The organism is Bergeyella porcorum (genome assembly GCF_042427575.1).
In the GTDB taxonomy this organism is placed as follows: domain Bacteria; phylum Bacteroidota; class Bacteroidia; order Flavobacteriales; family Weeksellaceae; genus Bergeyella; species Bergeyella porcorum.
In genome coordinates this window covers 254,031-267,068 of sequence record NZ_JBHMFD010000013.1, presented here as the reverse complement: position 1 = coordinate 267,068, position 13,038 = coordinate 254,031, and the positions used below count along the sequence as shown (strand labels likewise).

Sequence of the window (13,038 nt, the reverse complement as noted above, 5' to 3'; positions counted from 1 at the left end):
AAATATTTTGTAATGAAAAAAGAGTTACTATTTGCCTTGTGTGCGTTTTTCCCCGCTGTATTTTACTCTCAGAAAGTAGAAGTGCCTTGGGCAGGTTCTGAAGTGGTAGATTATGGCTTAACTAAAATCAATTATCCTAAATTTGACCATACTGGCTATGCTCCAGAGGATTATACCGTTTATTTTAATTTCCAAGGTCCATCTAACGGGCAAAGACACAAAGTAACCAATCTAGTTTGGGAAAAAACTACAAAACAAAATCTCTTTGACCTTTCTGAAGCGATGCTCCCCAATGAAGACCGAACGGATATTGCTTATTATTTTGATACAAAGAACAATGCAGAGTTTTTCTTTGCTAAAGTTTCAACGCTAAAGTTTGAAAAAGGACATATCTATAGACTTAAATCTTTCGAAGTTGTTCCTGATGCTTCCATTGCATCACGAACAGCTCGCTCTGCTACTTCTAAAATTGGAACCGCTGAAAATCCACTGAAAGCAGGTACTTTCTACAAAATAAAAGTGGATAAAAGTGGGGTGTTTAAAATCACCAAAAAATTCTTGAGTGATAATGGCATCAATGTCAATAATATCAATCCTAAAAACTTTAGAATCTACGGCAATGGTGGCTTAGCTTTATCTGAGTTTAATCAAGATGAAAAATATGCCTCTCTGCAAGAAAACGCTATACAAGTAGTAGGTGAAGAAGATGGCGTATGGAATGATGACGATTATGCTTTGTTCTACGCACAAGGGGCTCACGGGTTTAACCTCCATAGTAGCGGCACTAATAGTTTCAACAGAAATACCAGAACTGAAACCCGTACAGATAGAAGTCTTCATTTTCAAAATATTTATGAAGACCACGCGTATTATTTCATCAATTTTGATATAGGAGAAGGTAAACGCATTACTGATAAAGATGAGACGCTTCCTGCTACACTCCTCACAAGGTACGATGATTACCAATTTATAGATGAGGATAAAAACAACCTGCTAAAACTAGGAAGAGTATGGGTAAGCGACCCCATCACCAACGAGCTGAGCATTAAATTTACCAAAAAAACACCTTCTCGCCCTGAAGATTTGGTGCAATATAGAACCTCTGTGGTGGGCTATAAATCTCAGCAAAATACGATTACCCAAAGCATCAACGGACTAGATGAAAGCACCTACACTGTGCCATCCAAAAGCTTAGAGTTTAACAAAATCACCGCTTTCAATGGAACCATTGATGGACTCACAGGGCAGGAGATTACTTTCAAAATCACGCCAAATTTCAGTGCCAATCCAAGTGGAAGCTTCTACTTTGATTACGCCGAAGTTTTGTATAAAGAAGATTTGGTTTTCAATGACAGCCAAATGAATTTCCGCGTGTATGATATTCAGGAAGACAGCAATAACACTTATGGATTTTCCCTATCCAATGCCAATAGTGCAGAACAAGTTTGGGATGTATCAGACATTACCAATGTTTCCAGAAAGAATAATTTATCTGGTAATACTTCTGTTTATAATTTTGCCTATACTGCAGATTCTCCTAATTTCAACAATGAGTTTGTAGCCTTTAAACATTCTGCGGCTTATACCCCTTCCTTCGTTGGAAAAATTGACACTCAAGATTTATCCAGCCTACAAAACATTGATTATCTAGCTATTACCAAAAAAGAATTTCTAGGAGAAGCCCAAAGATTGGCAGATTACCACGCTAGCAAAAATGGATTTCGCACAGCGGTGGTAGATGTGCAGCAGATTTACAATGAATTTAGTAGTGGAAGCCAAGACATTACTGCCATCAGAGATTTTGTTTCAAAACTTCAAAATGAGAATGGGGGGCTAAAGTATGTTTTTATCCTTGGTGACGCCAGCTATGATTTCAAAAATAAAACGACCAATAATGACAATATCGTTCCCAACTATCAGAGTGAAGACAGCAGCAATGTCACCAGCACCTTTGTTACAGACGATTATTTTGGCTATACTGATCCCCAGACCAGCTCTTTGGTTCATATGAATCTCCCTTCTATCCCTATAGGGCGGTTACCCGCATCCAACCTCACAGAAGCCAAACTCCTCATTGATAAGACTCTGGCATATTACAATGCTCTGCCTAACCAGCCTTCCCCTTTCGGGCCTTGGCGTATGAAGATGAGCTTTGTGGTAGATGATGATTATGATGGTGGTGAACCTTTTCATAACGTGATGAATAAAGCCATACAACACAGTTTTGAAGATGGCACAGAAAAGAAAGAATACAACATCAGCAAGCTTTATCTAGACGCCTATCACGCTTCTTCCACAGTTGCTGGGCAAAGATTTCCACAGATCAACCAAGCCATCGCCGATGATTTTGGAAATAGCTTATCCATCTTTTATTTTGGGCACGGCGGTATCAATGGCTGGGCTCAAGAGCGGGTGTTTACCTTGAATGAAATTCAAACTTTAAATAATTATTCTGCTGTTTATAATAGATTCCCATTGATTTCTACCATCACTTGTGAATTTACCCTTTGGGATGACCCAGCAATGAGCTCCGCAGGAGAACAAACTCTAAAATCTAAAACGGGAGGTGCCGCCACAATGATTACCTCTAGCCGTGCCATCTCTGTAACCTACGGAAGACAGTTTACCGATTTGCTCACCCAAAAGATTTTTGAACTGAACAATAATGACTTTAACCGATTGGGCGATGCTCATCTGGCTGCCAAAAAACTCAAAGGCTTTGATAGAGGGCACCTACAAGTAAATTTCCTAGGAGACCCTGCAATGAAACTCAGTCGCCCTAAGCCTCTCATCACCGTTGATAATATAGAATCTCCTGTGTCAGGGCAACTTAGAGCTTTGGACTATGTCAAAATTTCAGGGAAGATTTTGAAAGACAATGGTGAGGTAGATGAACAATTCAACGGGAAAGTAAACATCAACATTTTTGATAAAAGACTGAATAAAACCACCAGAAATAACGACAATGCTGCAGGACTCAACCCTAAACTCATCTACACCGAGGAAGGTACTGCCATAGTAAAATCTGCCACCAATGCTAAAAATGGACTTTACACCTTGGAATTTTATGTCCCAAAAGATATTAACTATGAAGTGGGCAACGGTAGAATCCTCATCTATGCTGATAACTTTGCAACAGCAACACCTAAGACTGATGCCTTTGATGTCTATCATAACCAAAGCTATTCCATTGGTGAGATTAACCCTAATGGCATCAACGACCAAGAGCCACCTAAAGTAAACCTCTATATGAACAATACCAACTTTGCAGATGGTGGCATTACCAACCAAAACCCTACGCTGCTGGCTTGTATCACAGATAATACGGGAATTAACTCGGCTGGTGCAGGGATTGGGCACGATATTACAGTCGTTTTAGATGGTGAAGTCATTAACACCACAGTGGTAAATGACTTCTTTAGTGCTGGAGAAAGCAATGGCTGTATCAACGCCTCTTTTGCCGAATATCAGAAGGGAAGCGTCTCTTATCCATTCCGAAATTTGAAACCTGGTGCTCACCAATTGACTTTTAAAGTTTGGGACATCAACAATAATTCTGCCACTGCTTCGTTAAACTTTGTAGTAAAAGATGATGCAGAACAGAAGCTAACGCTAAACCGATTGCTCAACTGGCCTAATCCTTTCACGGATAAAACCTATATTCAGTTTGAGCACAACTGTAATGATATTCTGGATGTCAATGTTCAGATTTATACCATCACGGGCAAGCTGGTAAGAACACTTTCTGTTCTAGTATCTTCAGAGCCATTTATGGAAGGCTACAGAACACCAAGAACAGCCATAGAATGGGATGGAAAAGATGATTTTGGAGATGCCGTAGGCAAAGGCACTTATATCTACAAGGTGGTTGCCAAAAGCCAAAACCAAGAGCAATGCAAAGGCAGTGCTACGGCGGTGGAAAAATTGGTGATATTGAAATAAGGGTTGAGTGCTGAGTTTTGAGTTTTGAGTGCTGAGTCTTGAATTAGTCCTTGAACCTCTAACCTTGAACTAATATAAGTATTGAGGGTTGAGTGCTGAGTCTTGAATTAGTCCTTGAACCTCTAACCTTGAACTAACATAAGTATTGAGGGTTGAGTGCTGAGTTTTGAATTAGTCCTTGAACCTCTAACCTTGAATATTGAACCTTGAACTGAAAACTCAACATTTAAAACTTAAAACTTTAATTTTAAAATCTTACTTTTGTAATAACTATTAAATAAGAATAAAATGAACTTTAAATCAAAACTTTTTTTAGGACTTAGTTTGGGAGTTGCTACAGCTCTATCCGCTCAGGAAAAACCACCTGTTTTAACGGGAGCACCATTCCTTAGAATAGCACCCGATGCCAGAGGTGGGGCTATGGGAGACCAAGGAGTAGCCACCTCATCTGATGCTTTTTCTCAGTTTTGGAACGCCGCAAAATACCCATTCAGCAAAACCACATCTTCCGTAGGGGTAAACTATACGCCATATATGAGCAAGCTTACCAATGATGTCTTCCTACTTTATGGCTCTTTCCATACTTTCCTAGGGCAAGAAGAACGCTCTACCCTATCGGCAAGTATCTATTACTTCAATATGGGAGAAGTAGAACTCAATAGCATTGTAGGCTCTCAGATTGTTTCCAATGGGACTACAAAACCTAATGAATTTTCCATTGACTTGGCTTATGGTCTAAAACTCTCTGACAACTACTCTATGGCTGTAACGGGGCGTTTCATCCGCTCTGACCTCTTTGGTGGCTTCAACTCTGATAATCCAATGAAAGCCGCCAATACCTTTGCCGTAGATGTTGCTGGATATTTTGAATCTGAAAAACACACCTCTTTCGGGGATTATGAAGGGCAAGTAAGAGCAGGTTGGGCAGTACAAAACCTTGGGCCAAAGCTGGATTATACTGGAAATGAAGACTCCCGTTCTTACCTTCCTACAATGGCGAGATTGGGTGCAGGGTATGATTTACACCTTGACGACCTTAACAAAGTAGGGCTAACGGTAGAAGCCTCTAAACTTTTAGTACCAGGCGCCGAACTCAGAAATGTTGACGGGACTCCTTCTTATCAAATTCCAAATGTTGGGGTGATGAGCGGTATTGGCAAATCGTTTAGCAATCCCAAGAGCCTAATGTTCAGCGGTGGTTTAGAGTACTCTTATGATGATACCTTTGCGGTGAGAACAGGTTACTTCCACGAAGATGCTTCGCAAGGAGCTCGCCAGTTTGCCACGGTGGGTGTGGGTCTGAAATACCAATCGTTCGGGTTAGATTTATCTTACCTCATCAACACCTCTAAGGTTAATACCGCTTTGGATAACACCCTGAGATTTGGTCTTACTTGGAACATCGGCGAGGAAACTTCTAACGCCAATAGATAAACCAACAGAAGCTGTCCGAAAAGGGCAGCTTTTTTTATGCCCGCACTTTAACGCTTTAGGCAGTAAGCCATAAGATTAGAAACGGTTCAAATTTTTCTTCCACACCGATGGAAATTTTATTCCACACCGATGGAAATTTTCTTCCGCACCGACGGAATTTTTTTTCCACACTGACGGAAATTTTATTCCGCACTGACGGAAATTTTATTCCGAACCGATGGAAATTTTATTCCGCACCGATGAAAATTTTCTTCCGCACCGACGAAAATTTTATTCCACACCGATGGAAATTTTATTCCGAACCGATGGAAATTTTCTTCCACACCGATAGAAATTTTCTTACGCACCGACGGAAATTTTCTTCCGCACCGATGGAAATTTTCTTCCGCACCGACGGAAATTTTCTTCCACACCGATGGAAATTTTCTTCCGCACCGACGGAATTTTTCTTCCACACCGACGGAATTTTTCTTCCGCACTGACGGAAATTTTCTTCCGCACCGATGGAAATTTTTTTCCGCACCGACGGAAATTTTATTCCACACCGATGGAAATTTTCTTCCACACCGATGGAGCATTGGCTAGGCAACTATCCAAAATTTATTTGATAGAAGTATTGATATGAAAACATAGTGTGTCACCTTACAGCTTCTTTCTATATCAACAAAAGAAAACACCCACCGAAGTGAGTGTTTCTATTGTTCGTTTTTTTTAAATCTACTAATCTTCATCGTCATCATAGAAGTCATCAGCGTAGCCTGCATCTTCTTCCTCATCGTCAAAATCATCGACATCATCAAAGCCTTCTCCTGAAAATTCCATCCCGAAATCTTCATCCAAAAGTGCCATCATATTCTTGCCATTTCCACTCTTGCTTGGAGCTTTCAGAGGCACATTTCCATAGCGAAACACGGTGATAGGATAGTTAACGGCTGGCTTTTCATCTATAATCTCTATCAGCTCGCAATAGAACTCCCACAGGTCAAACAAGCCATACTGGAAGTGGGTTTTATCGCCTACCTTTTCAAAAACCTCACTGATGTAAACATCACTCATTATCTCGCCATCGCCATCATCGCTCATATCTTCCAGCGGAACGCTCTTCAGTACCGTTCCATCGCTCTCTACCAGATTGAAGGTAGAAAGCTCGTCCCCCTGCAAGCTAAACGCACTTTTGATACCCAAGTGAAGGTTCCACAGCGTTTGTTTCTCTTTAATCTCTACATCACGAAAGATATCCTCTTTGGTGTCTAAAATAATTCGGATTTTGTAAACCATAAACTTATTAAAAAAAGACTTCTGTTATTAGATTTTAATTCGGGTGCAAATATATAATAATTGCAAAATGGGTGAAATAAAAAAGTAACTATTTTATGTAAAAATATTTCCTTAAATTGTCGCCCTATCCGTTTGCCTTTTCTAGGGAGAAACTAAAACAAGTCCCTTCTAAGTATGTACTCTCTACAGTAATATTCTCATTGTGAGCTTCTAAGATATGTTTTACAATGGCGAGCCCCAGCCCAGAGCCTCCTTCCCTCCTGCTTCGGCTGCTTTCTACGCGGTAGAAGCGTTCAAAAATCCTTGGAAGTGCTTCGGGTTTTATGCCCATTCCGTTATCAGAAACTTCTATCAGCACCGAGTTTTTCAGTACGGTGGTTTTCACTAAAACCTGTGCTTGTTGCCTATTAGAGTAATGGATAGCGTTAGAAATCAGATTAATTAACACCTGTGCTATCTTCTGTTTATCGGCATTTACAAAGATAATGGGGGCAGAACTGCTAAGGGATAGCGTGGTATTTACTTTCTCTGCTTCGAAATAGAGCATATCAAACACTTCTCTTATGAGGGTATTGATGTCAAATTTTGTCAGTTTCAGTTTTATCTCTCCAGCTTCAAAGCGGTTAATCATATCCAAATCGCTCACGATATTGATGAGTCTTTCTACGGAAAACCCGATGCGTTCCAAATATTTATCCCGAATGGCGAGATTTTCCACCGCACCATCTTTCAGCGTTTCTATATACCCTTGGATGGAAAATAGTGGGGTTTTCAGCTCGTGAGACACATTCCCAATATACTCTTTTCTGTACGCTTCCATTTCCTTTATCATATCTATTTCTGATGCTTTTCTGGTCAGTTTTTCAGAAATTTCTTTGAAATTCACATTCTCTGTATCTTCCAGAAAGCCTTTGGGCAAATCGCTGGTCATCTTTTTGATTTGCCTTTTCCCATAGGTAGAAAACAAGAAATCTACCCCGAAATAGTTGATTAGAAATATTAAAAACATACTGATGGCGAACATCAAATCGGTATTGAGGCCTTTGAGCTCTATGGCTCGGACATAGTCATAAAGCACCACAATGCCCGTGATGGCAATGGTCATCACCAATGCGGAAAACAACGAAAGCCTACTGAATCTCATAGGAATATTAAACCGATTTTTAGTTAATCAATCACCAGTTTGTAGCCGATACCCTTCAGGGTTTGTATGGTAGCGTCGCCTATTTTCTCTCTCAGTCTGCGGATGTGTACATCTATGGTTCTTTCTCCTACGATGACATCATTACCCCATACCTTCTCCAAAATTTCCTCTCGCTTGAAGACCTTCTCTGTATTGGATGCTAAGAGATAAAGCAAATCAAACTCTTTCTTAGGAAGTAAAAAAGGTTGTCCGCCTTTGGTTACTTTAAAATTAGCTTTATCAATCACCAAGTCCCCTATTTTAATAGGTTTGGCTCCCTCATCTACTTGGGTGGTAAGCTGTAATAAAGCATTAATTTTAGAAATCAGCACTTTGGGTTTAATGACTTTCACCACATAATCATTAGCTCCTGCCTGATACCCTGCCAGCTGAGAAAATTCCTCGCCTCTTGCGGAAAGAAAAACAATCAATGTTTTCTGTAGTTCTTTTATTTTCCTTAGCTCTTGGCAAGTTTCTATCCCATCTTTTTCGGGCATCATTACATCCAATAGAATCAAATCTGGCAAAACTTCTTTTGCTTTTTCTATACCCGTATTTCCATTGTCTGCAGTGAAAACTTTGTAACCTTCCTTCTCCAAATTATACGATAGAATTTCGAGAATATCCTGCTCATCATCTATTAAAAGAATTTTTTTCGGATTCATTTTTACTATTTGAACTTTCAAATTTAGCTAAATAAAATGAAGTAAAATACAGGATTTCCAATGTTCATAAAAAATTAACATTTCCCTTAAGTGCTTAAAATTTATTTAAAAAATATTTAAACTTAGCTAAACCGCCTCTTCTCCAGATGATGATTTTCTTTGCACCGAAAAAATTTAACGAAAAAAATGAAAGTAAAAACACTGAGTATTGCAGTTTTATTCTTTGGTGCCTCTGGAACCTTCTACGCACAAAAGGACTCTCTGAAAACAGAGAAAAAAATAGAAGGGGTAACCATAAAAGGAACTACTAAAAAAGGAGCAGAAAACAATATCATCAATCTGCAAAAAAAATCTGTAGAAGTGGTGGAACGCGTGGGAAGTGCTCAACTCTCCAAGCAAGGTGTAGGCGATGTAGCTACTGCCGTTACCAAAGCCACAGGAACCCAAAAACAAGAAGGAACGGGCGTAATCTTCGTGAGAGGATTGGGAGATAGAAACAACTCAACCACAATGAATGGACTGCCTATCCCATCTAGCGACCCTAAATATAAAAACATTGATTTATCCATCTTCAAAACGGACATCATAGAATATCTTTCTTTAGAAAAAGTCTATACACCAAGAATCTATGGGGATATGAATGGGGCTAATATCGATATCTATTCTAAGGAACATTCTGGAAAACCCTATGCAAAAATAGAACTTGGAAGTGGTGTAAACTTCAATAGCTTCCAAAGAGGAAGTTTCCCACTAAATCAAGGCCCTAATTACTTCGGATACCACGCCACAGCAAAACCTACTGCTAGACAAATCTTTAATGGTGGCTATGTATTTCAAAATTCATTAGAAAACAAACTATTCTTCACACCGATTAACTCTTCCCTGAATGTGGAGTTAGGAAAAACTTTCAACATTGGTTCGGGTAAGCTTAATGTTTTCGCCTATGGTGGATTTGATAATGATTTCAACTACATCCAAGGACCACAAAACTCCTATGACGCCCAAGGCAATAGAATTAATGAACTGAACAGAGAGCAAAACTCATACAGCACCAATACCGTAGGCGTTCTCAACCTATTCTACAGAATCAATAGTAATCATAAGGTAAAATTCACTTCCAATTACATCCATTCCACAGAACAAAAATTGGGCATTTGGAAAGGATTTATCCGTGATATCGCCGAAAACGAAACAGGATTCATCCGAAGAGGTGAATACAAACATACCGACCTTTTCGTAAACCAATTATCGGGAGATAATAAATTGAGTAATAAACTCAACCTCTTCTGGAACATCGGATACAATAGACTAGATTCTAAAAGACCTGATAGAACGCAAAACCTTGCTAGACAAAATGATATAGGTGGTGCTTACTCTTTCTCTAACAACTCTACAGCAGATAACAACAGATATTTTGATGATTTCCTTCAAAACGACTTCGTAGGAGATATTCACTTAGACTACAAGCTAAACGATAAAGGAAAAATCACCTTTGGCTATCAGGGAAGACATATCGATACTGATTTCCGTGCGACACAATTCAATTTCAGAATTATCAACACTACCGCTCCCGTAGACATCAATAATTTTAGTAGTTTCTTTAACAATGCTAACTACCAAGCAGGGTATTTCGACATCCGTACCTATAGAGGATTAATAGGCTCTACACCTACCGCTATGGTTCCTGCAATGTTTGATTCTAACCAGCAAAATCACTCAGGATACGCCAATATAGAATATAAACTAAGCGATAAAATTTCAGGTACATTGGGTGTACGCTATGATAGACTCGACCAATTGATTAATTGGGATGTACAAGTTTTCGGAACGGGAAGCAAAAATAAAGTGTACAACAAGTTCCTCCCTTCCCTCAATGTGAAGTATAGCGTGAATGATAGAAACAATCTCCGTTTCGCAGCATCTAAAACCTATACCACGCCAATGATTATGGAAATTGCTCCTTTTGCATACGATGAAATCAACGAGACCAGCTATGGTAACCCAGATGTAAAACCTGCCGACAACTACAATGCAGACCTTAAATGGGAATTTTTCCCAAAAGCAGGCGAACTCATCTCCCTTGCCGCATTCGGTAAATACATTCAAAATCCAATCTCAAGAATTACCATCGTATCTGCCGCCAATGAGATTTCCTATGTCAACTCTGGAGATTACGGATATGTTTATGGAGCTGAATTTGAATTGAGAAAAGACCTTTTCAAAGTGAATGGTAAAACCAAATTCTACACTTTCCTTAACGCGTCTTACCTTAAAACCTACCAAGAACTTGATAATGCTAAAACATTGGCTGAAAACAAAACTTTGGGCATCAGTACCAATTTCAATACCAAGAGTGATAAACTCCAAGGAGCTTCGGATTTCTTAGGAAATGTCAACCTCGGGATAGAGCATAAGTGGAATAAAAACCAAATGGACTTTACGGTAGCTTATTCTTATATCTCGGATAATATCTACTCTCTAGGGTATACAGGAAGAGGAAACCTCGTTGACAAAGGCTTTTCTACCCTAGATTCCACCCTTAAATTCAAATTTGAAAACGGTATTGGAATTTCACTTTCAGGGAAAAATCTCCTAAATCCTTACATCAAAAGAGAACAGCAAAATGCAGATAACGACCTTCTAGTACAATCCTTCAGAAGAGGGGTGAGAACAAGTCTTGGACTATCTTATCAGTTCTAAAAAAATAAAAAGTATTAATATAAAAAGTAAAAAAAATGAAAAGAACAATCAGAACCATTGCTATTGCAGCAACATTTCTAACCGCAACAGGCATTACGCTACAATCTTGTGGAAGAGACAACGAAGAGTACATCATTGATAACGGTGGCATTAGCGTAGATGCTAACAACCTAAAAGTTACCATCAAAAGTGGAGAAGTACTCACGCTAGATGCCTCTAAAACCTACAACCTTACAGGACCTGTAATTGTAGAAAACGGAGGAACACTTAACATCCCTGCAGGAACCAAAATCAACTCTACAGCAGGAACCAACGGCTATGTATTGGTAGCCCAAGGAGGAAAAATCAATATCAATGGTACTGCAACCAATCCTGTGGTATTCACATCTCCAAGCCAAACGCCAGGCGACTGGGGAGGCATCGTAATTTGTGGAAAAGCACCTATCAATACCGGAGCTACGACAGCTTCTTCTGAAGTAGGCGCTTCGCCTTATGGTGGTACGGATGAAAACGACAACTCTGGAAGCATCAGATACCTAAGAATAGAATACGCAGGAGCCATCTTCAATGCTGAAAAGGAGTTTAATGGACTTTCTCTTTTCGGAGTTGGAAAAGGAACTACCGTAGAATATGTACAAGTTTACGCTTCTAATGATGACGGCATCGAGTGGTTTGGTGGAACGGTAAATTCTAACTACCTCATCGTAAACGGTGCTGATGATGATGCTTTTGACTGGACAGAAGGCTGGAACGGAAATGGTAAATACTGGTATTCCAACAGATTTGATAACAGAGGCAACAGAGGTATTGAGGCAGATAACAATAGTAATAACAACAGTGCTAGCCCATTCTCTAACCCTACCCTATCCAATATTACTTTGGTAGGAAATACCAGCGGTTCTGAATCTCAAGCTTTAAAACTAAGAGTAGGAACTAAAGGAAAACTAGACAATGTATTCCTTTCCAACTGGTCTAGAGGTATCGACATTCAGCACGATGTTACTCTAGGACACATCACTTCTGGAGACTTAAAACTTACCAATGTTAACTTTGAAAATGTAGCCCAGCAATCAAGAGGAACCAACTCGGCTGGCACAGTGGTAGATGTTACGGGTGCATTTACTGTAAACACCTCAGCTACAGGAGCTGGTAACGGCTCTGGAGTACCAGACTGGGCACAAGGCTGGACAAGAGATTTTAAATAGTAACCCTTTCTCATCATTTTTTTCGGAAGAGGCTGTCTTTTTATAAAGCAGTCTCTTTTTAATTATCGGATAATCAATTGAAAAACCGACTAATCAAATTACAAAATATTCATAAAATCAAACACTTGTTTAAATTAAACATTAAAATTCCACCAATAACCACACTCTAATTTACACAAAATTTAATTTGGATACAAAAAATAAAAATCCTATATTTGAGCATTAATTAAATAATCATACTCAATGAAACATTTTATTTTAAGCTTAAGCACCTTGCTATTATTCAGTTGTGCAGCTACGGTAAAAACATCTATTACAAGTAAAGAAGAAGCCTTGACTTCTAACGATAAAGTTGCTTTTTTAGACATTAATCATAAAGTACCAGAAGATGCTAGAAAAGTTGGTGAGGCAAAGTTTGGAGACTCTGGTTTTTCTACAGATTGTGATTTTAACTCTAACCTCATCAAAGCAAGACAAATAGCAAGAGAAAATGGAGCTAATATTGTAAAAGTGACCGAAAATAAAACCCCAGACTTATGGAGTTCATGCTATAGAATGAAAGTGGATTTCTATAAGTATGATGGGGATGTAAAGTCTTTATCTCAATATCAATTACAAATTAAATAAATTA

General features: G+C 39.1%; 9 protein-coding genes. 5 read left to right on the top strand and 4 right to left on the bottom strand.

All coding sequences use genetic code 11. From position 1 onward, the window contains the following. The first annotated feature begins 12 nt into the window (after positions 1 to 12). Both porU and porV read left to right on the top strand, forming a co-directional pair. Positions 13 to 3,942: a type IX secretion system sortase PorU gene (gene porU, locus ACFFUE_RS09300; protein WP_376834704.1), complete on the top strand. Its 3,930-nt coding sequence runs from the start codon at positions 13 to 15 to the stop codon at positions 3,940 to 3,942. A 288-nt stretch (positions 3,943 to 4,230) separates the two neighbouring features. Next, positions 4,231 to 5,376, top strand: coding sequence for a type IX secretion system outer membrane channel protein PorV (gene porV / locus ACFFUE_RS09295; protein ID WP_376834702.1), 1,146 nt, complete (start codon positions 4,231 to 4,233; stop codon positions 5,374 to 5,376). Between the two features lie 182 nt (positions 5,377 to 5,558). On the opposite strand, the gene ACFFUE_RS09290 is transcribed toward porV, so the two are convergent. From ACFFUE_RS09290 to ACFFUE_RS09275, 4 genes are all read right to left on the bottom strand, one after another. Beyond that, positions 5,559 to 5,954, bottom strand: coding sequence for a hypothetical protein (locus ACFFUE_RS09290; RefSeq protein WP_376834700.1), 396 nt, complete (start codon positions 5,952 to 5,954; stop codon positions 5,559 to 5,561). A 142-nt stretch (positions 5,955 to 6,096) separates the two neighbouring features. Next, positions 6,097 to 6,654 carry an IS1096 element passenger TnpR family protein gene (locus ACFFUE_RS09285; RefSeq protein WP_376834698.1) on the bottom strand — a complete coding sequence of 186 codons (558 nt, stop codon included), beginning with the start codon at positions 6,652 to 6,654 and terminating at the stop codon, positions 6,097 to 6,099. Positions 6,655 to 6,778: 124 nt separating this feature from the next. Then, positions 6,779 to 7,798 carry a sensor histidine kinase gene (locus tag ACFFUE_RS09280; protein WP_376834696.1) on the bottom strand — a complete coding sequence of 340 codons (1,020 nt, stop codon included), beginning with the start codon at positions 7,796 to 7,798 and terminating at the stop codon, positions 6,779 to 6,781. A 23-nt stretch (positions 7,799 to 7,821) separates the two neighbouring features. After that, positions 7,822 to 8,502 carry a response regulator transcription factor gene (locus ACFFUE_RS09275; RefSeq protein WP_376834694.1) on the bottom strand — a complete coding sequence of 227 codons (681 nt, stop codon included), beginning with the start codon at positions 8,500 to 8,502 and terminating at the stop codon, positions 7,822 to 7,824. 186 nt (positions 8,503 to 8,688) lie between these two features. Here ACFFUE_RS09275 and ACFFUE_RS09270 point away from each other — a divergent pair, with 186 nt between their 5' ends. The 3 genes from ACFFUE_RS09270 (at position 8,689) to ACFFUE_RS09260 (ending at position 13,034) form a co-directional block, all read left to right on the top strand. Continuing rightward, positions 8,689 to 11,202 (top strand): TonB-dependent receptor domain-containing protein, encoded by a 2,514-nt coding sequence (locus ACFFUE_RS09270; protein WP_376834692.1) that lies wholly within the window; start codon positions 8,689 to 8,691, stop codon positions 11,200 to 11,202. Positions 11,203 to 11,237: 35 nt separating this feature from the next. Next, the gene (locus ACFFUE_RS09265) at positions 11,238 to 12,407 is read left to right on the top strand and encodes a beta-helix domain-containing protein (protein WP_376834690.1); all 1,170 of its coding nucleotides are present in this window, start codon (positions 11,238 to 11,240) and stop codon (positions 12,405 to 12,407) included. Between the two features lie 243 nt (positions 12,408 to 12,650). Continuing rightward, the gene (locus tag ACFFUE_RS09260; RefSeq protein WP_376834689.1) at positions 12,651 to 13,034 is read left to right on the top strand and encodes a hypothetical protein; all 384 of its coding nucleotides are present in this window, start codon (positions 12,651 to 12,653) and stop codon (positions 13,032 to 13,034) included. Positions 13,035 to 13,038: the final 4 nt, after the last annotated feature.